This is a genomic window from Klebsiella sp. 7-CIP_Kleb., assembly GCF_050378655.1.
In the GTDB taxonomy this organism is placed as follows: domain Bacteria; phylum Pseudomonadota; class Gammaproteobacteria; order Enterobacterales; family Enterobacteriaceae; genus Klebsiella; species Klebsiella quasipneumoniae.
Genome location: NZ_JBNRLJ010000002.1, coordinates 171,916 through 191,644, shown reverse-complemented (window position 1 = coordinate 191,644; position 19,729 = coordinate 171,916). Strand labels below are relative to the sequence as shown.

The window sequence follows — 19,729 nt, the reverse complement described above, 5'->3', positions numbered from 1 at the left end:
TGTAGACCAGATTCAATAGGCGTCCGCACGTTCGCGCCGCGACCCTGTTCCCCCGCCCGGAAGTCTGCAAAGGAGACCCCGCCATGCCGTCACCGATGATTTATCAGGATCTCACCACCACCGCGCTGCTCAGCCATGCGGCGCAATACCACAGCGAGACCGAGATCGTCTCGGTGAGCGCTGGCGGTGAGAAGGAGCGCAGCAGCTGGGGGGAGGTGGCCTGCCGCGCTCAGCGGCTGGCGTCGGCGCTGGCATCATTGGGGCTGCCACCGGGCGCCCGCTGCGCCACCCTCGCATGGAACAACCGTCGCCACCTGGAGATCTATTTTGCCGTCGCCTCCGGCGGCTGGGTAACGCATACCGTCAATCCGCGGCTGTCGGTTGACCATCTACTGTATATCCTCAATGACGCTGCCGACGAAGTGCTGTTCTTTGATCAGACCTTTATGCCGCTGGTAGCGCAGCTGCTGGCGCAGCTGCCGACGGTGAAACACGTCGTGCTGATGGAGCCGCGCAGCGAAGCGGCGCTCAGCCAGCTGCCCTCATTGCTGTTTTATGACGATCTGTTGCAGCAGGGAATGGCAAACTATCGCTGGCCGCAGTTGAATGAACTGACGCCGGCCTCGCTCTGCTATACCTCGGGAACCACTGGCCGGCCGAAAGGGGTGTTGAATACCCATCGTTCGCTGGTCCTGCACGCTTTGAGCGGCAATCAGCCGGACGCCGCCGGGATATCGGCCAGGGACAGCCTGTTGCCGGTGGTGCCGATGTTCCATGTCAACGCGTGGGGGACGCCGTTTATCGCCGCCATGGTCGGGGCGCGGCTGGTGCTGCCGGGGCCGCACCTCGATGGCGACAGCCTGCTGCAGCTGCTGGCTGCCGAGAAAGTAACCGTGGGGTTTGGCGTGCCGGTGATCTGGGCCGGCTTGCTGGCGGCGATGCGTCGGACAGACGTGAGAATGCCTGAATTCAAACGTGCGCTGGTTGGTGGCTCCGCGCTGCCGCCGTCGATGGCCGAGGCCTTTCAGCGCGATTACGGCATTGCGCTGACCCACGCCTGGGGAATGACCGAAACATCGCCTATCGGCACCATCAACACGCTGTTGAGCAAACATGACGCCCTCCCGGCACAGGAGCAGCAAAAGCAGCGTACCGGTCAGGGGCGGCCTATTTTTGGCATCGAGCTGCAGGTGGTCGACGTGGATGGCGAACCGTTGCCCCGGGATGGTCAAAGTCAGGGGTATCTGCAGGTGAGGGGGCACTGGGTGGTAGAGCAATACTATGGTCAGGACGAAAGCGCCCTGACCGCGGCAGGCTGGTTTGATACCGGCGATATCGGTACGCTCGACGCCAATGGTTATCTGGTGATCAGCGATCGGGCAAAGGATATTATCAAGTCCGGTGGCGAGTGGATCTCCACCGTTGAGCTGGAGAATATTGCCATCGCGCATCCGGCGGTACGCAGCGCGGCGGCCATCGCCGCCCGCCACCCGCGCTGGGACGAACGGCCGGTGCTGCTGTGCGTCCGCGCGGAAGGGGGGGAAGTGGAGGAGAGCGATCTGCTGGCCTGGTTTGAGAAACGGGTGCCTAAATGGCAGATCCCGGACCGGGTGATATTTGTCGATGCGCTGCCGGTCAGCGCCACGGGTAAGGTGCTTAAAAACCAGCTGCGCCAGGCCTACGGGGAAATTTTAATGAGTGAGGGACAATGAGCCACGCGCGACCCGGTCTGACGACCTGCTCTCAGTATGACGCAGCGCTGCACGCCTTGTCGGCGGCGCGCCAGCGCTGGGCGGAAACCTCAGTGAACCGTCGTCTGGCGCTCCTGCGCCAGATCAAGGATGCCCTGGCCAGCATAGCGCCGGCGTGGGTGGAGGCGGCGGCGAGGGCTAAAGGGCTGCCGCCGGGGGATCCGCTGACGGGCGAAGAATGGCTGGCGGGCCCCTGCGCGCTAATGGTCGGCTGCAACGGGCTTATCACCACCCTGGAGCAACTGGAGGAGAAAACCTTTCTGCGGCGGATCCCGCTGAGGACGCTGGCGGACGGCCGGCTGGCGCTGCGGGTGGTGCCCGGCACGCTCTGGGATCGGTTGCTGCTCTCCGGTATTCGCGCTGAAATTTGGATGCAGCCGGGAGTCACCCGGGCCAATCTCGATCGCTGCGCGGCAGCCGCATACGACATCCCGCCGGCCGCGCGGCAGGGCAAGCTGGCGCTGGTGCTCGGCGCCGGAAATGTGGCCTCTATCGCGCCGCTGGACGTGTTACACAAGCTGTTTATTGAAAATCAGGTCTGCCTGCTGAAGCTCAATCCGGTGAATGATTATCTGCACGATCTGCTGGCTCAGGCTCTGGCGCCGCTGATCGCCATGGATGCGCTCCGCATCGTCACCGGCGACGCCCGGGCGGGGGCGTGGCTGACCACCCATCCCGCTGTCGATGAGATCCATATCACCGGATCGCGGGAGAGCCATGACGCCATCGTCTGGGGCGACGGTGAGGCCGCTCGCCAGCGTCGGGCCGCCGGGATGCCGCTGAACCCGCGCCGGGTGACCTCAGAGCTGGGCGGGGTCAGCCCCACCATTATCGTCCCCGGGCCATGGAGCGAGGCGGATATCGCTTTTCAGGCGCAGCAGCTGGCGACGCAGAAAATGAACAACGGCGGGTTTAACTGCGTGGCCAGCCAGGTGCTGATCCTGCAGCAGGGCTGGGAGCCGGCGTCGGCCCTGCTTAACCAGCTGTACCGGCTGATCGCCGCCAATACCCGCCAGGACTATTACCCCGGTGCGGAAAACCGGTTGACTAACTTTCGCCTGCGCGCCCGCCAGCCGCTGGAGATAGCGCGCGGCGATGCGCTGCCGTTGATTGTGGCGAACACCGAGGATGACCCCGACTTCTGCCAGCAGGAGGTCTTTGGTCCGGGGCTGTCGATCACCCGCCTTGAGGCCGACAGCGCGGAAAGCTTTCTGCGTCAGGCGATCGGCTATGCCAATCAGCGGCTGCAGGGCACGCTGGGGGCCAATATTGTGATCCACCCGCGCACCCGTAAAGCGATAGGGCGTAAGCGTTTTAACGCGCTGATCGCCGAGCTGCGCTACGGCACGGTGGCGATCAACTGCTGGAGCGGGGTAGCCTTCCTGTTAGCCCCTTGCCCGTGGGGGGCGTTCCCTGGCCATACGCTCGACGATATTCAGAGCGGGCGGGGCAAGGTGCATAACAGCTTTATGCTGGAGAAAACCGAGCGCACGGTGATTGAGGCGCCGTTTCGGCCGTTTCCGCGCAGTCTGTGGCATGGCGAACTGACGCTGATGCCTTTGCCGCCCTGGTTTATTACCCACCGGGGGCAGGAAGCGGTGGCGCAGCGGCTGGTGGATTTTTACCATCGGCCGCGCTGGCGCAAGCTGCCGGCGATCCTCTGGCGCGCGCTGAGAGGCTAAACTGAGGGGAAAAAAGGGCGGAACCGCGGTTCCGCCCTGCGGGATTAGCGGCCCGCTTTCAGCTTCTGGTAATACTCTTCATAAATGGCGCTGGCGCTGCCGACGTCATTCTGCCATTCGCCTTTTTCGATGGTGGCGGCGTCCGGATAGAGCGATTTATCGTTGGCCACTGCCGGGCTGAGCATTTTGCGCGCCGCCAGGTTTGGCGTGGGATAGCCGATGGTTTCCGCGACCTGTTTGGCGACATCCGGGCGCAGCAGGAAGTTAATCAGCTTCAGCGCGCCGTCGACGTTCTTAGCATTTGCCGGAATCGACAGGCTGTCCATCCAGAAGATGCCGCCTTCTTTCGGCCAGATCACTTCCAGCGGGGTACCGGCCTGGCGTGCGACATAAGCCGAGCCGTTCCATACCATCCCGAGGTTCACTTCGCCTTCCATATACGGGTTCGCCGGGTTATCGGAGTTAAACGCCGCGACGTTGGGCATCAGTTTTTTCAGCTCGTTATAGGCGGCTTCAATCTCTTTCGGGTCGGTCGTGTTGCCGGAATAACCCAGCTTACGCAGCGCCATCTGGAACACTTCGCGCGCGTCGTCGGTCAGCAGCAGGCTGCTTTTGTATTCCGGTTTCCACAGGTCGGCCCAGCTGGTGACGGTTTTCGGATCGATAGCGTCGCTGTTAACGCCGATAGCCGTCGCCCCCCAGATGTAGGGGATGGAGTAGTCGTTATTCGGGTCGAACGGTTTGTTCAGCATCTGCGGATCGAGGTTGCTGAAGTTAGTCAGCTTGCTCTTATCGATCTTCTGCAGCATGCCTTCTTTGCGCATCTTGTCGACGAAGTAGGTCGACGGGACGACCAGGTCGTACGCACCGTCTTTATAGGTCTTGAGTTTGGCGTACATGGTTTCGTTCGACTCGTAGGTCGAATAGATAACCTTGATGCCGGTCTCTTTGGTGAACTGCTCCAGCAGGCCCGGCGGCACATATTCGGTCCAGTTGTAGAAGTAGAGCGTTTTGCTGTCGTCCGCGTGGGCAGCGCTCATGCCGATTGCCAGAGCGCCCGCCGCGAGCAGGTGGCGTGACCATTTTTTCATTTTAACGTCCCCTGAGTTTTATCACGTGCAATTAACTGACTGGCGATGACCATCACCAGCGACAGAACCAACAGTATTGTTGCCAGGGCGTTCACCTCTGGCGAAACGCCGACCTTCACCATCGAATAGATCTTCAGCGGCAGGATTTCATACCCCGGACCGGTGACGAACGAGGAGACCACCACGTCATCCATCGACAGCGTGAAGCTCAGCAGCCACCCGGCGGCCACCGCCGGCAGGGCCAGCGGTAGGATGATTTTACGCAGGATGGTCATCTCGCTGGCGCCCAGATCTTTCGCCGCCTCCAGCATCCGCACGTCAAAGCCTTTCAGCCGGGAGTATACGGTGACCACCACAAACGGCAGGCAAAAGGTGATATGCGAAAACAGCAGCGACCAGAAGCCAAGCTGGACGCCAATCAGCATAAACAGCACCAGCAGGGAGATAGCCATGACAATATCTGGCGACATCATCACTACAAACAGCATACCGCTAACGAACGGTTTGCCGCGAAAGCGATAGCGATACAGCGCCACGGCGGTCAGCGAGCCGATAAGGGTGGCGAAGGTCGCCGACAGCACCGCCATGGTCAGCGAGTGCTGGGCGGCCTGCAGCAGGCTATCGTTGTTCATCAGCAGGCTATACCAGTCGGTGGTGAACCCCTGCCAGTTGATGCCGAAGCGCGACCGGTTAAACGAGTTAACGATCAGGATAATAATAGGGATGTAGAGATACGCGTAGATGGCGGTCATAAAGCCGCCGCGCAGCAGTCGACCGATCATTCCAGCTCCACCTTTTTATTCAGCAGGCGCGCCGCGCGCCAGTAAATCAACAGCATCAGGCCCATCACCAGGGTTAAGGTAATGCTGGTTGCTGCGCCGAACGGCCAGTCGCGAATATTGAGGAACTGGCTCTTGATCACGTTGCCGATCAGCAGGTTCTTGGCGCCGCCCATCAGGTCGGAAACGTAGAATAGCCCCATCGCCGGCAACATCACCAGCAGGCAGCCGGCGATGATCCCCGGCATGGTTAGCGGAATGATGATGCGGATAAACGTCTGCAGCTTGCTGGCGCCGAGATCTTTCGCCGCTTCCAGCAGCGGACGGTCCAGTTTCTCAATGCTGGAGTAAAGCGGCATCACCATAAACGGCAGCAGGATGTATACCAGGCCGATAATCACCGCCGACGGGGTGAACATAATGCGTATCGGCGTGTCGATCACTCCCAGCCACAGGAGAAACTCGTTAAGGTAGCCTTTGGTGCTGAGGAAAATCTTCAGCCCGTAGATGCGGATCAACGAGTTGGTCCAGAAGGGAACGATCAGCAGGAACAGCAGCAGGGGGCGCACCTTCTGCGGCAGCCGGGCAAGGAACCACGCAAACGGGTAGCCCAGCGCCAGGCAGGCGAGGGTCGCCAGCAGCGCCATGTTCAGCGAATGCAGCAGCACGTCGTAATAGAGCGGATCCAGCAGCCGCGAGTAGTTGTCCAGCGTGAAGACCAGCTTGACGAAGTTAGCGTCGTCGCGGGTCAGGAAGCTGGTGGCGATGATCATCAGGTTGGGCAGAAAGACAAACAGCACCAGCCAACCAACGATGGTGGCGATCACCACATTCTGGAATTTACTGGTGTTCTTCATCGGCCAGCACCACCTCCCAGCTCTCTACCCAATTGATAGACATTTTCTGATCAAGAGAGTGGTCGAAATCCGGGTCGTCTTCGTTAAAGAATTCGCTGACCATCACCATTTTGCCGTTTTCCAGCTCCACCACCGACTCGAGGGTCATGCCCTTATAGTTGCGCTCGCGGACATAGCCTATCAGGCCGTCGGCGTCGCTGTTGTGGTGGATCTCATCGACGCGCAGATCTTCCGGGCGCAGCAGGACATGCAGGCGCTGGCCGGCCTCCACCGCAAAATTGACGGTGATGTTGCATTCACGCCCTTCCACGCTGGCCCGCACGCGCTGTTCGTCGAGGCGTTCAATGACCGTGGCGTCGAAGATATTGATCTCGCCGATAAAGCTGGCGACGAACAGGTTTTTTGGCTCTTCGTAGATCTCGCGCGGGGTGCCGTCCTGCTCAATTTTGCCATCACGCATCACCACGATGCGATCGGACATGGTCAGGGCCTCTTCCTGGTCGTGAGTGACGAAGACGAAGGTGATGCCGAGCTTACGCTGCAGCGCTTTCAGTTCGTTCTGCATCTGCTTGCGCAGCTTGTAATCCAGCGCCGAAAGGGACTCATCGAGCAGCAGCAGGCGCGGTTTGTTGACCACCGCGCGGGCGATGGCCACGCGCTGCTGCTGGCCGCCGGAGAGCTGGTGCGGTTTGCGCTGGGCAAAGGCCTCCAGCTGCACCATCTTTAAGGCATCCATCACCCGCGGTGTGATTTCCGCCGCCGGGGTTTTCTGCATCCGCAGGCCAAAGGCGACGTTCTCGAACACCGTCATATGCGGAAACAGGGCGTAGCTTTGGAATACGGTATTAACGTGGCGGTTTTCCGCCGGAACATGAGTGATATCGTGATCTTCGAGATGGATCCGTCCGCTGTCGACGTTTTCCAGGCCGGCAATAAGGCGCAGAACGGTGGTTTTACCGCAGCCAGAGGGGCCAAGCAGGGTGAGAAACTCACCATTGTTGATGGTCAGGTTAAGGTTATCGATGACCGTTTTACCATCAAAGCTCTTGCGAATTCCCGCCAGATGCACCAGCGGCGAACGCGAACGCGGTTGTATATTCAATTTTTGACTCTGTCCCATGTAGACGCAACGGAAATTTCCGGCCGCTGCGGGGTTTGTGATTAACCACCTTTGGGGTTGCACGTTTTTAATAAGGGCCAGCATTCTACGGCAAACGAGGGTAATCGCCAATCCTTGATACGCCCGCATAGTCTACCTTTACACCATAACGTCGGTTCCGTTATTAAATTTCGCTTTACGGGCTAAAAATGACCTGACGCAATATTTGTCTTTTCTGGCTTATCAATAATGTTGTCACAAAAGAAGAGGGTGGCTACATGGATAAATTGCTTGAGCGTTTTTTGCAGTACGTTTCTTTGGACACGCAGTCGAAGCCTGGCGTTCGTCAGGTCCCCAGCACGGAAGGGCAGTGGAAGCTGTTACGCCTGTTGCAGGCGCAGCTGGAAGAAATGGGACTGGTCAAGGTAACGCTGAGTGAAAAAGGGACGGTAATGGGAACCCTGCCCGCCAACGTTGAGGGCGATATCCCGGCCATCGGCTTTATCTCTCACGTCGACACCTCCCCGGATTTCAGCGGCAAAAACGTTAACCCGCAGATTGTCGAAAACTATCGCGGCGGCGATATCGCGCTCGGCATTGGCGATGAGGTGCTCTCTCCGGTGATGTTCCCGGTTTTGCATCAGCTTTTGGGGCAGACGCTGATCACCACCGACGGGAAGACGCTGCTGGGGGCGGACGACAAGGCCGGCATCGCCGAAATCATGACCGCGCTGGCGACCCTGCAGGCGAAAAACATCCCCCACGGCGATATCCGCGTGGCCTTCACCCCCGATGAAGAGGTGGGAAAAGGGGCGAAGCATTTCGACGTCGAGGCCTTTGACGCCCGCTGGGCCTACACCGTAGATGGCGGCGGGGTCGGCGAACTGGAGTTTGAAAATTTCAATGCCGCCTCGGTGACCATTAAGATCGTCGGCAACAACGTGCACCCCGGCACCGCGAAAGGGGTGATGGTCAACGCGCTGTCGCTGGCCGCGCGCATTCATGCCGAAGTGCCGGCCGACGAGGCGCCGGAGACCACAGAAGGCTATGAAGGCTTTTATCACCTCACCAGCATCAAAGGCAGCGTCGATCGGGCCGAGATGCACTACATCATCCGCGATTTTGACCGCAAGCACTTTGAGGCGCGCAAGCGCAAGATGATGGAGATCGCCAAAAAGGTGGGCAAGGGGCTACACCCGGACTGCTATATCGAGCTGGTGATCGAGGACAGTTATTACAACATGCATGAGCAGGTGATCGCCCACCCGCACGTGGTCGATATTGCCCGCCAGGCGATGGTGGACTGCGATATCGAACCGCAGATGAAACCGATCCGCGGCGGTACCGACGGCGCGCAGCTCTCGTTTATGGGACTGCCGTGCCCGAACCTGTTTACCGGCGGCTACAACTATCACGGCAAACATGAGTTTGTCACCCTGGAAGGGATGGAGAAAGCGGTGCAGGTGATCGTGCGTATCGCCGAGCTGACGGCGGCACGAACAGGGAAATAACCTTCGCAACCAGACCGGTCATTCTGCTTGTCGCATAAGATGCCGGATGGCGGCTTCGCCTTATCCGGCCTACGGTCCAGCCGGTGACAACAGAACCCATAGGCCCGGCAAGGGCAGTGCCGCCGGGCAGGATGGAGACTCAGTCGCCAAAGAACCAGTAGCCGCTGTTGACCAGCGCCGCCAGCATGGCGAGGAAGGAAGGATCTTCCAGCGCATCGCCAAAATGGTCGGCGCGCAGCGTCAGGTGGGTAGCTAAGGCGTCCAGCGCCGGACGGTGCGGGGAGTTGATCTTCTCGCCATTGACGAACACCTCGCCGTCAATGCGCAGCACCCGCAGGCCGCCAAGGCGTTCCAGGGTATCGCCCTGCTGCAGGGCATCATAAATCTCGTCAGGCTGATACGGCGGCTCCGGCGGCGCGACGTCAAGTTCATGACGCGACTGGGTGATAAACTCGCCGAACCACTGCTTAAAGTGCTCCGGTTGGTTAATCAGCCCCAGCATCATCTCGCGCAGGCGGTCGAGTTCGGCCGGTAAAATATCCGCCGGATGGTCGCGCGACGGCACGTCTGGATCGGCGTAGCGCTGGCTGCCCAGTTCGCGCTGGAGAACGTAGTCGGCAAATCCGCTGAACAACTCGCGGGCATTCGGCGCGCGATAGCCGACCGAATAGTTGAGCGAGTTTTCCAGCGAATACCCCTCATGCGGGAATCCTGGCGGAATATAGAGAATATCCCCCGGCTCCATTTCTTCATCGATAATCGCCTCGAAGGGGTCAACCTGCAGCAGGTCCGGATGCGGGCAGTGCTGTTTCATCGGCACTTTTTCCCCGACGCGCCAGCGTCGACGGCCGGTGCCCTGAATGATAAACACATCATACTGATCCAGATGCGGGCCGACGCCGCCGCCCGGTACTGAGAAGGAGATCATCAGGTCGTCGATACGCCAGTCCGGCAGGGCGCGGAACGGATGCATCAGCGCCGCAGACGGCTCATGCCAGTGGTTAACCGCCTGCACCAGCAGGGACCAGTTGTTTTCGCTCAGGTGATCGTAGCTTTCGAAGGGACCGTGACTGACCTGCCATTTTCCATCCTGATGGCTGACAAGGCGGCTATCGACCTCGCTCTCCATGGCCAGTCCAGCCAGTTCGTCCGGGCTCAGCGGGTCGATAAAATTGGCGAAGCCGCGCTTCAATACCACCGGCCGTTTTTGCCAGTAGCGTTCGATAAAGTCGGGCCAGTTAAGCGTTAATTGATAATCCATATTGATATTCCACTGCAGGTGTCTGACAGGGATTATAACGGATGCGGCGTCCCGGCGATGCAGGCGCCGTGAAAAAACTCAACGATTAACTCTCTTTATCTTCCATCAGCTGGCGGCCAAACACCACCTCCATGCAGGCGCCGCCGAGCAGGCTCTCGCCGGCGATGATCTCCCCGTCATATTGTTCGACGATTTCCCGGGCGACGGAGAGCCCCACCCCCTGGCCGGGACGCAGAGTATCCGCCCGCTGGCCGCGGTCGAAGACGGCGCGGCGCTGGCTCAGCGGGATCCCCGGCCCATCGTCTTCCACCAGGATGTGCAGATGGCTGTCGGTGGTCTGGCGCACGGAAACCTCCACGAACTCCAGGCAGTACTTACAGGCGTTATCGAGAACGTTGCCCATCACTTCCATAAAATCGTTCTGCTCGCCGACAAAACTGATCTCCGGCGAGATGTCGAGCGAGATATTGACCCCCTTGCGCTGATAGACCTTATTGAGGGCGGAGGTCAGGCTGTCGAGCAGCGGGGCGATCGGATGCAGCTCCCGGCTCAGCAGGGTGCCGCCGCTGCGCATGCTGGCGCGATGCAGATAGTAGCCAATTTGTTGCGAGATACGGCTGATCTGCTCCAGCATCACTGGCTCCGCCTCGTCGACGCTGATCTTCTCGCCGCGCAGCGAGCGCAACGTGCTCTGCATCACCGCCAGCGGCGTTTTCAGGCTGTGGGTGAGATCGGTGAGGGTGGTGCGGTATTTGTCATAGCGTTCACGCTCGCTGCGAACCAGCCGGTTAAGGTTGCTCACCAGTCGGGTCAGCTCGCGGGTGGTGTTGGGATTGAGCTTCTCGCGGTGATGTTCCTCCAGCTCGCGCACCTCTTTGGCCAGCGACTCGATGGGGCGCAGGCTCCACCAGGCGGCGACCCACAGCAGGGGGATCACCAGCAACAGGTTGGCGGCCAGCACGTAGATAAACCAGCTCCACACCATATAGCTGCGCTTGAGCTCCACCGGGATGGTGTCGACCACCACGATACTGAGCTGGGGCATTTTGCTGGTGGCTGGGTAGAAGTTGATCGCCACCGAGTGGGTCATCTCCGAATCGTCGCCCTGTTCGCGGATGGCGTCCAGCTGTTCCTGAACCTCATGGTTATTGCGCAACAGCATACTGCTGCTGTCGACATCGGCTTCAATTTCATGGAAGCCATTGCGTTTCAACCAATCCGGTTGAATGCGCTTCGTCAGCCAGGGGACATCGCGCTGCGCCCACAGTAGTTTGCCCTTCTCATCGTAAATAAGGGTCACCGTCGGGCTTTCCATATTCAGATTTTCCGGGATATCGACATCAATGGCGCCGTTCTCCCTCTTGGCTAGCATATAAAAGAGATTGCTCTCGCCGCGTAGCAGACGGAAGGTGGTTTTATCGAAGCTGACGCTGTAGCCCACCAGCGCCACCATGCCATAGGCCAGGGAGAGCACCAGCACCACCCCGGCGGTCGCCAGCAGGAAGCGAACCCGTAATGACAGCGGGAAAATATGCCGCAACAGTCCCTTCATCAGCGCAGTTCGAACAGATAGCCCTGGCCGCGCACCGTGGTGATGACGTCCTGCGGGTATTCAGCCTGAATTTTCTTACGCAGCCGGCCCATCAGCACGTCGATGGTATGGCTTTCACGCAGTTCGGCATCCGGGTAAAGCTGGAGCATCAGGGAATCTTTACTGACCACTTTGCCGCGGTTGCGGATCAGGGTTTCCATAATCGTGTACTCAAAGGCCGTCAGCTTGATCGGCTGATCGTTCACCGACAGCTCGCGCCGGGAGAGGTCGACCTGAAACGGCGGCAGAGAGATCACCTGCGAGGCCAGGCCGCTGTTGCGGCGCAGCAGCGCCTGCATGCGGGCGGCAACCTCTTCAATATGAAAAGGCTTAGTGACGTAATCATCCGCCCCGGCGCTGAGCACTTCGACTTTATCCTGCCATCCTTCGCGGGCGGTCAGCACCAGCACCGGCAGCGACACGTCGTGGCTGCGCCAGCGGCGGATCAACGATAATCCATCTTCGTCCGGCAGGCCGAGATCGACGATGGCGATATCCGGGAGATGTTCGCCCAGATAGTAATCCGCTTCCTTGGCATCCTCTGCGGCATCGACCTGATGGCCCAGCTCCTGGAGCTGAACTTTGAGGTGGTGACGCAGCAGGGCATTATCCTCAACCACGAGTACGCGCATGGCTGTTCTCCCTTGCAATTTCGAAAGTAGTCTGACGCTTATTATATACGCAAAATATAAACAGCTGTTAAATAAAGCTTTTTATACAAACGGCGTGGAGCATCGCCGGGCAGGCCGGCGTTGAGCGGCGCCTTTTGCGCAGCGGGTATGGAACTCCTTCATTCTATGCGTAATTTCAGCAAACGCCCAGCGGCTGGGCGCGGCAGTGAGCGGGTTGGTGATGTTAATTTTTTGTGTAATAGTGCTGGAATCCTCCCTCAAGAACGCCGCAGGTTATTCATTATGTCTCAGCAGCAGAGCGCGGATTGGGTCAGGCTGGCGCAATCGCCCAGCCGGACGGAGCGCATCGAAGCCTTCTTCGGCGGCCACGGCTACGAGCCGCACCGGCATGACACCTACGCCATCGGCCAGACGATCGCTGGCGTGCAGAGCTTTCATTATCGCGGCGGGCTACAGCACAGTCTGCCCGGCGGGACGATGGTCCTTCACCCGGACGAAATACACGATGGCGAGGCGGGCACCGAGGCGGGGTTTCACTACCGCATGGTCTACATTGAGCCAGCGCTGATCCAGAAGATACTCGGCGGCAGGCCATTGCCGTTTATCCCCGGCGGCCTGTCGGCGGATCCACGGCTAGGTCGCGCCGTGCAGCCGCTGTTGAAAGCGGTCACGGATACCTTCGAGCCGCTGGAGGAAGAAGACGCCCTGTACGACCTGGCGCAGACCCTGGCCGTGGTCGGCGGGCAGCGTTCCCGTCGCCAGGCGTTTGATTATCAGGCGGCGGAGAGGGCCCGGGAGTATATCCATGCCTGTTTTATGCAGGATATGACCCTCGACACCCTGTCGCAGGTCAGCGGCCGGGACCGCTGGAGCCTGAGCCGTGATTTCAGAACGCTGTACGGCACCAGCCCGTGGCGCTACGTCATGATGCGCCGGCTCGATTTTTGTCGCCAGCGGATGCGCGCCGGGGAGCGTCTGGTGGATATTGCCGCTGACGCGGGGTTTGCCGACCAGAGCCACATGACGCGCCAGTTTATCAGCCGCTTTGGCCTCTCTCCGGGGCGCTGGCTGCGGGCGATCCGCGGCTAAGGCGGCGCAGGTTGCACAATCGTTCAAGCGTCAACGCGGCGAGGCGAACTATGCTGACTGCCTTTATCACAAGGAGACAGCCTATGTATCAACTCGTTAATCTTGCTCAGAAATTTTCCCTGTTCAGCGAACAATGGCAGCCCAAAGTGGTGGCCGAAATGAATGACTATCAGTTCAAGATCGTGCGCATCGCCGGCGACTTTATCTGGCACAGCCACCCGGAAACCGATGAGACGCTGATGGTGGTGGAGGGGGTATTGCGCGTGGACTTCCGCGACGGACATGTGCTGGTGAAGGCCGGGGAGATGATCGTCGTGCCGCGAGGGGTGGAACATAAGACCTCGGCGGAGACGGAAGCGAAGCTGATGCTGATTGAACCGCGCGGGGTGTTAAATACCGGCCACGAGGGCGGCGAGCGGACGGCAGTGAACGACGTTTGGATCTGATCGCTTTCCGGCGATAAAACGCCCCTCTTTCCGGCGGAAAGAGGGGCAGGGCGATTACTTCAGCTCGTCAACCATGGTGGTTGCCCGACCGATATAGTTGGCCGGGGTCATCGCTTTGAGACGCACTTTTTCCTCTTCCGGCAGGGCGAGGCTGTCAATAAACTGCTTCATCCCTTCCGCGTCCACGCGTTTGCCGCGGGTCAGCTCTTTCAGCTTCTCGTACGGTTTTTCGATACCGTAACGACGCATCACGGTCTGGATCGGCTCAGCCAGTACTTCCCAGTTGTGATCCAGTTCGTCCAGCAGGCGATCCTGGTTCAGCTCCAGCTTGCTGATCCCTTTGAGGGTGGACTGATAGGCGATCAGCGCATAGCCGATGCCCACGCCGAGGTTACGCAGAACGGTGGAGTCGGTCAGGTCGCGCTGCCAGCGGGAAACCGGCAGTTTGCTGGCCAGGTGCTGCATGACCGCATTGGCCAGGCCGAGGTTGCCTTCGGAGTTTTCGAAGTCAATCGGGTTCACCTTGTGCGGCATGGTGGAGGAGCCGATTTCCCCGGCGATGGTCTTCTGTTTGAAGTGGTTGAGCGCGATGTAGCCCCACACGTCGCGATTGAAGTCGATCAGAATGGTGTTAAAGCGCGCGATGCAGTCAAACAGCTCAGCGATATAGTCATGCGGCTCGATCTGCGTGGTGTACGGGTTCCACTGAATGCCCAGCGAAGTAACAAACTCTTCGCTGAACTGATGCCAGTCGACTTCCGGGTAAGCGGCGATGTGGGCGTTGTAGTTACCCACCGCGCCGTTGATTTTACCAAGGATTTCCACCTGGTTCAGCTGACGGTACTGGCGCTCCATACGGTAGGCGACGTTGGCCATCTCTTTACCCATGGTGGACGGTGTCGCTGGCTGGCCGTGGGTACGGGAGAGCAGCGGCACATCGCGGTACTGGGTCGCCAGATCTTTTACCGCGTCAATCAGTTTGCGCCAGTAAGGCAGAACCACTTCGTCGCGGGCGGTTTTCAGCATCAGCGCGTGGGAGAGGTTATTGATGTCTTCGGACGTACAGGCGAAGTGAATAAACTCCGACACGGCGTGCAGTTCGGCGATGTCAGCGACTTTCTCTTTCAGAAAGTACTCTACCGCTTTCACATCGTGATTAGTGGTGCGCTCGATGGTTTTGATGCGCTCGGCGTCTTCGACGCTGAAATCGGCGACGATTTTGTCAAGGAAACCGTTTGCGTCGGCAGCAAAAGCAGGAACTTCCTTGATCGCTGCGTGGGCGGCCAGTTTTTGCAGCCAACGTACTTCCACCTGAACGCGGAATTTCAGCAAACCGAATTCGCTGAAGATACCGCGCAGCGCGCTGACTTTATCGCCGTAGCGGCCGTCTACAGGGGAAACGGCGGTCAGTGAGGATAATTCCATAGATCACAACTCCGGGGTTAAATGAGCAAGAATTTGCTTTGCCTGGTTAACCAGACGATTACGGGAAAACATAAGCTGGAGACGTCCGCCGCCCACCTGATGCCAGAGCACCGCGGCGCGAATACCCGCAAGCAGCGCTGAGCGAACTTTCGCCTGCACCTGCGGGCTTTGCAGCACGGCAGGGGAGCCGGTCACCTGAATACGCGGGCCCAGCGGGCTTATCACATCGACATAGATGCCCGCCATGGCGCTGAGCAGCGTTTCGGACTGCAGGTCAAAGTGCTCCAGCTGACGATGCAGGCCGGCGATGCGGTTGCCGAGCGTGTCCATCGCCCCTTTACTGGCGGCGAGCTTGCGCTCCAGCACCATCAGGCTCAGGGTATAGCGGGTGAGTTCCGCATTGAGGCCCTGACGGCTGCTGGTATTGAGCACCCCGAGCAGCGTTTCAAGGCCGAGGCGAAGATTGGCTTCACTGCCACCGAACACCGCCAGCGTCGACTCGGGATCGAGGTCGATGATGCTGTTCAGCGACACATGCAGGGCATCGCTGTCGCAATGTCCCTGATGCGCCAGTTGCTGAACCAGTCGCGCCGCCTGGCAAACGCCAGCCAGCGCCAGGGTGATGTCATAGTAATTCTTCGCCACACATACTCCTTGTCAGCCGCCGGGGCGGTTCGTCCCGGCGGAAATAACGCGCGTTCAGGACTGCAGAGGCAGTCGTTGTTCAATAATTCCGCCGCCGAGACACACTTCACCCAAATAGAATACCGCGGACTGGCCCGGTGTCACCGCCGCGACCGGCTCATCGAAGCGGACTTCGATACGGTCTTCATCCAGCGCGGTAACGGTGCAGGGGATATCGGTCTGGCGATAGCGGGTTTTCACCGTGCAGCGCAGGGTGCCCTGCAGCGGTTCACGGTTTACCCAGTGCAGCTGTTGGGCAATCAGACCGACGGACATCAGGCGCGGGTGGTCATGGCCCTGGGCGACGATAAGAATATTATTCTCAACGTCTTTATCGACCACGTACCATGGATCTTCGCTACCCTCTTTGGTGCCGCCGATACCCAGCCCTTTACGCTGGCCCAGGGTGTGGTACATCAGCCCCTGATGGGTACCGATCTCCTCGCCGTCGACGGTGAGGATTTTGCCCGGCTGCGCCGGCAGGTAACGGCCAAGGAAATCGCGGAATTTACGCTCGCCGATAAAGCAGATGCCGGTGGAATCTTTTTTCTTCGCGGTGACCAGATCCAGCTCTTCGGCGATCTTACGCACCTGCGGTTTTTCCAGTTCACCCACCGGGAACAGGCTCTGGGCAATCTGCTCGTGGCTGAGGGTATAAAGGAAGTAGCTCTGATCTTTATTGCCGTCGAGGCCGCGCAGCAGCTGGCTTTTACCGTCGACATCGGCGCGGCGCACATAGTGCCCGGTGGCGATGTAGTCGGCGCCGAGGTCTTCGGCAGCAAACTCGAGGAAGGCTTTAAATTTGATCTCTTTATTGCACAGAATATCCGGGTTCGGCGTGCGGCCGGCTTTGTACTCTTCCAGGAAGAGCTCAAAGACGTTATCCCAATATTCGGCGGCAAAGTTAACGGTGTGCAGTTCAATGCCCAGCTTATCGCAGACCGCTTGCGCATCGGCAAGGTCGGCGGCGGCGGTGCAGTATTCCTCGCCGTCGTCTTCCTCCCAGTTCTTCATGAACAGGCCTTCCACCTTATACCCTTGCTGCAGCAACAGGTACGCGGAGACCGAGGAGTCGACGCCGCCGGACATGCCGACGATCACTTTTTTCTGGCTTTCTGACATGGAAATACTCGCTACATTGAACTTCGAGGCGGCGTATTCTAGCACGCGCTCACCGTTCATTCACCCCCTGTGAACGGCCAGTTAAAGGCGCCAATCAGCGACAGCGGCTGCCGCGGGTCCTGCAGGTAGCAGCGAATGCTTTCGGCAACCAGCGGCGAGCGCAGGTTTGGCGCGTTAAGAATTTCCTCAGCACTGAGCCACAGGCAGCGATCGATATCGCTGTCGTGCGGTTCAGTGGCGCACGGATCGCTAAGTTCGATAGCGAACAGGAAGCGCAGAAACGGGGTGTTATCGGGAGCCAGCCACTGATGCATACGGATGAAGTGCTGCGGCGTGGCGCGAATGCCGGTCTCTTCCCACAGTTCACGTTCAGCGGCCTGCAGCAGCGTTTCATTGGCCTCGAGATGGCCCGCCGGCTGGTTCCACAGCGCTTTGCCGTTAATGGTTTCTTCGACGATGAGAAATTTATCCTGGGCGTGAACCACGCAGGCAACGGTGACATGAGGTTTAAACATCGCTTTTCCTTTTCAGTTATTCGGCTTTGCGCCAGTCGCCATTGGCCAGTCCGTCGAGTGTATAGCCGCCCATGGCGTAGCGGATCAGACGCAGGGTGGGGAAGCCGACGTGGGCGGTCATCCGGCGCACCTGGCGGTTGCGTCCCTCGTAGAGCGTAATTTTCAGCCAGCGGGTGGGAATCGATTTGCGCTCACGAATCGGCGGGTTGCGCGGCCACAGCCAGACGGGTTCCTCCACAAGTTCTACGTCGGCAGGCAGGGTGGGGCCGTCGTTGAGGGTGACGCCGTCGCGCAAGGCGGTCAGCGCCTCGGGCGTGGGTTCGCCTTCCACCTGAACATAGTAGATCTTGCCGGTGCGCTTACCCGGCTGGGTCAGCTTCGCCTGCAGCGCGCCGTCGTTGGTCAGCACCAGCAGGCCTTCGCTGTCGCGATCGAGCCGACCGGCAGCATAGACGCCCGCCACCGGAATAAAATCTTTCAGCGTGCTGCGCCCGGCCTCGTCGGTAAATTGCGGCAACACATCATAGGGTTTATTGAACAAGATCACAGTTTTTGGCTGGCGTTCTTTACGTTGTCTGGTGACTTGTTGTGTGCTGAATCGCTCAACGCGATGTTTTCTAAATGAAGTTTTCTGCATGGTATTTTCAGGCTCTATCAATTGCCGCATTATAGCCTAATTACGAATGCCTTTCATGGACGCAAACATTCAGGTAGTATTGACATGCTCATTACAAATTATTAACAAAAAATTGCTCAAACCGATTCGCACTACAGGCAGGAAGGCGACACGGACGCGATAGCTCCGGTTAGCGGGATGACCCGGTACTCCGAAGCTGGCCGACTCAGCCAACACCAGGCTCGCGTGAAGAGGGAAGAGCAGAACCAGAAGCGCTCGAAGGAGAGGTTAATGGAAAGCAAAGTAGTAGTTCCGGCGGAAGGTCAAAAAATCACCCTGCAAAACGGCAAACTGAACGTCCCTCACAATCCGATTATCCCGTTCATTGAAGGTGACGGTATCGGCGTTGACGTTACCCCAGCGATGCTGAAAGTGGTTGATGCCGCCGTTGAGAAAGCCTATAAGGGCGAGCGTAAAATTTCCTGGATGGAAGTTTACACCGGTGAGAAATCGACACACGTCTATGGCCAGGATGTCTGGCTGCCAGCTGAAACCCTCGATCTGATTCGTGACTACCGCGTTGCTATCAAAGGTCCTCTGACTACCCCAGTCGGCGGCGGCATTCGTTCCCTGAACGTGGCGCTGCGCCAGGAGCTGGATCTCTACGTCTGCCTGCGTCCGGTACGTTACTACCAGGGCACCCCGAGCCCGGTTAAGCACCCGGAACTGACCGACATGGTTATCTTCCGTGAAAACTCCGAAGATATCTATGCAGGCATCGAGTGGAAAGCCGACTCTGCTGAAGCAGACAAAGTGATCAAATTCCTGCGCGATGAGATGGGCGTGAAGAAAATTCGCTTCCCGGAACATTGCGGCATCGGCATCAAGCCGTGCTCTGAAGAAGGCACCAAACGTCTGGTTCGTGCAGCCATTGAGTATGCGATCACCAACGATCGTGATTCCGTCACTCTGGTGCACAAAGGCAACATTATGAAGTTCACCGAAGGCGCGTTCAAAGACTGGGGCTACCAGCTGGCTCGCGAAGAGTTCGGCGGCGAGCTGATCGACGGCGGCCCGTGGGTGAAAATCAAGAACCCGAACACCGGTAAAGAGATCGTGGTAAAAGACGTGATCGCCGACGCCTTCCTGCAGCAGATCCTGCTGCGTCCTGCGGAATACGACGTTATCGCCTGTATGAACCTCAACGGCGACTACATCTCTGACGCGCTGGCGGCACAGGTTGGCGGTATCGGTATCGCCCCGGGCGCCAATATCGGCGACGAGTGCGCGCTGTTCGAAGCGACTCACGGTACTGCGCCGAAGTATGCTGGCCAGGACAAAGTGAACCCGGGCTCCATCATCCTGTCCGCAGAGATGATGCTGCGCCATATGCAGTGGTTCGAAGCCGCAGACCTGATCGTCAAAGGCATGGAAGGCGCTATCGCCGCCAAGACCGTGACTTATGACTTCGAACGTCTGATGGAAGGCGCTAAACTGCTGAAATGTTCAGAGTTTGGCGACGCGATTATCGCGAACATGTAATCCCGCTGGTGGATTAAGTAAGAGCGGGAGCCGATG

General features: G+C 59.0%; 18 protein-coding genes. 6 read left to right on the top strand and 12 right to left on the bottom strand.

Annotated elements, in window-relative coordinates; genetic code table 11:
• The first annotated feature begins 83 nt into the window (after nt 1-83).
• Nucleotides 84-1,712, top strand: a complete 1,629-nt coding sequence (locus ACQUTI_RS08585; protein WP_122543585.1) for a long-chain fatty acid--CoA ligase — start codon at nt 84-86, stop codon at nt 1,710-1,712.
• Nucleotides 1,709-3,433: an aldehyde dehydrogenase family protein gene (locus ACQUTI_RS08580; RefSeq protein ID WP_122543587.1), complete on the top strand. Its 1,725-nt coding sequence runs from the start codon at nt 1,709-1,711 to the stop codon at nt 3,431-3,433. The genes ACQUTI_RS08585 and ACQUTI_RS08580 overlap by 4 nt, the downstream gene beginning before the upstream one ends.
• Before the next feature lie 44 nt (nt 3,434-3,477).
• Here the strand turns inward: ACQUTI_RS08580 and potD are convergent, their stop codons facing one another.
• The 4 genes from potD to potA are packed head-to-tail and all read right to left on the bottom strand — an operon-like array spanning nt 3,478 to nt 7,280.
• Nucleotides 3,478-4,524: a spermidine/putrescine ABC transporter substrate-binding protein PotD gene (potD, locus tag ACQUTI_RS08575; protein WP_004206631.1), complete on the bottom strand. Its 1,047-nt coding sequence runs from the start codon at nt 4,522-4,524 to the stop codon at nt 3,478-3,480.
• Complete coding sequence (potC, locus tag ACQUTI_RS08570; protein WP_004150813.1) at nt 4,521-5,306, bottom strand: spermidine/putrescine ABC transporter permease PotC; 786 nt, start codon at nt 5,304-5,306, stop codon at nt 4,521-4,523. The genes potD and potC overlap by 4 nt, the downstream gene beginning before the upstream one ends.
• The gene (gene potB, locus ACQUTI_RS08565) at nt 5,303-6,160 is read right to left on the bottom strand and encodes a spermidine/putrescine ABC transporter permease PotB (RefSeq protein WP_004150812.1); all 858 of its coding nucleotides are present in this window, start codon (nt 6,158-6,160) and stop codon (nt 5,303-5,305) included. Before potB ends, potC begins: the two co-directional genes overlap by 4 nt.
• Nucleotides 6,144-7,280 carry a spermidine/putrescine ABC transporter ATP-binding protein PotA gene (potA, locus tag ACQUTI_RS08560; RefSeq protein WP_004150811.1) on the bottom strand — a complete coding sequence of 379 codons (1,137 nt, stop codon included), beginning with the start codon at nt 7,278-7,280 and terminating at the stop codon, nt 6,144-6,146. The genes potB and potA overlap by 17 nt, the downstream gene beginning before the upstream one ends.
• A gap of 257 nt (nt 7,281-7,537) precedes the next feature.
• On the opposite strand from potA, the gene pepT reads away from it, so the two are divergent.
• On the top strand, nt 7,538-8,770 hold the full coding sequence (gene pepT / locus ACQUTI_RS08555) for a peptidase T (RefSeq protein WP_004206633.1): 1,233 nt from the start codon (nt 7,538-7,540) through the stop codon (nt 8,768-8,770).
• Between the two features lie 139 nt (nt 8,771-8,909).
• Here pepT and ACQUTI_RS08550 read toward each other — a convergent pair whose 3' ends face one another.
• The 3 genes from ACQUTI_RS08550 to phoP form a co-directional block, all read right to left on the bottom strand.
• On the bottom strand, nt 8,910-10,031 hold the full coding sequence (locus ACQUTI_RS08550) for a cupin domain-containing protein (RefSeq protein WP_004206634.1): 1,122 nt from the start codon (nt 10,029-10,031) through the stop codon (nt 8,910-8,912).
• A gap of 85 nt (nt 10,032-10,116) precedes the next feature.
• Complete coding sequence (gene phoQ / locus ACQUTI_RS08545) at nt 10,117-11,583, bottom strand: two-component system sensor histidine kinase PhoQ (RefSeq protein ID WP_428923240.1); 1,467 nt, start codon at nt 11,581-11,583, stop codon at nt 10,117-10,119.
• The gene (gene phoP, locus ACQUTI_RS08540; RefSeq protein ID WP_004206636.1) at nt 11,583-12,254 is read right to left on the bottom strand and encodes a two-component system response regulator PhoP; all 672 of its coding nucleotides are present in this window, start codon (nt 12,252-12,254) and stop codon (nt 11,583-11,585) included. The genes phoQ and phoP overlap by 1 nt, the downstream gene beginning before the upstream one ends.
• A gap of 282 nt (nt 12,255-12,536) precedes the next feature.
• On the opposite strand from phoP, the gene ACQUTI_RS08535 reads away from it, so the two are divergent.
• Both ACQUTI_RS08535 and ACQUTI_RS08530 read left to right on the top strand, forming a co-directional pair.
• Entirely contained in the window at nt 12,537-13,343 is an 807-nt protein-coding gene (locus ACQUTI_RS08535; RefSeq protein WP_004206637.1) for an AraC family transcriptional regulator, read from the top strand.
• Between the two features lie 83 nt (nt 13,344-13,426).
• The gene (locus ACQUTI_RS08530) at nt 13,427-13,789 is read left to right on the top strand and encodes a cupin domain-containing protein (protein ID WP_012542212.1); all 363 of its coding nucleotides are present in this window, start codon (nt 13,427-13,429) and stop codon (nt 13,787-13,789) included.
• A 54-nt stretch (nt 13,790-13,843) separates the two neighbouring features.
• Here ACQUTI_RS08530 and purB read toward each other — a convergent pair whose 3' ends face one another.
• From purB to rluE, 5 genes are read right to left on the bottom strand one after another with little or no spacing between them, the layout of a single operon-like run.
• Complete coding sequence (gene purB, locus ACQUTI_RS08525) at nt 13,844-15,214, bottom strand: adenylosuccinate lyase (RefSeq protein ID WP_065877888.1); 1,371 nt, start codon at nt 15,212-15,214, stop codon at nt 13,844-13,846.
• 3 nt (nt 15,215-15,217) lie between these two features.
• Entirely contained in the window at nt 15,218-15,859 is a 642-nt protein-coding gene (gene hflD / locus ACQUTI_RS08520) for a high frequency lysogenization protein HflD (RefSeq protein WP_004140557.1), read from the bottom strand.
• A 54-nt stretch (nt 15,860-15,913) separates the two neighbouring features.
• A complete protein-coding gene (gene mnmA, locus ACQUTI_RS08515; RefSeq protein WP_064177984.1) occupies nt 15,914-17,020 on the bottom strand; it encodes a tRNA 2-thiouridine(34) synthase MnmA in 1,107 nt (368 codons plus the stop codon).
• 56 nt (nt 17,021-17,076) lie between these two features.
• Entirely contained in the window at nt 17,077-17,535 is a 459-nt protein-coding gene (locus tag ACQUTI_RS08510) for an NUDIX hydrolase (RefSeq protein WP_004206639.1), read from the bottom strand.
• A gap of 16 nt (nt 17,536-17,551) precedes the next feature.
• A complete protein-coding gene (gene rluE, locus ACQUTI_RS08505; protein ID WP_004206640.1) occupies nt 17,552-18,202 on the bottom strand; it encodes a 23S rRNA pseudouridine(2457) synthase RluE in 651 nt (216 codons plus the stop codon).
• Nucleotides 18,203-18,442: 240 nt separating this feature from the next.
• On the opposite strand from rluE, the gene icd reads away from it, so the two are divergent.
• The gene (gene icd / locus ACQUTI_RS08500; protein ID WP_004150800.1) at nt 18,443-19,693 is read left to right on the top strand and encodes an NADP-dependent isocitrate dehydrogenase; all 1,251 of its coding nucleotides are present in this window, start codon (nt 18,443-18,445) and stop codon (nt 19,691-19,693) included.
• Nucleotides 19,694-19,729 lie beyond the last annotated feature (36 nt).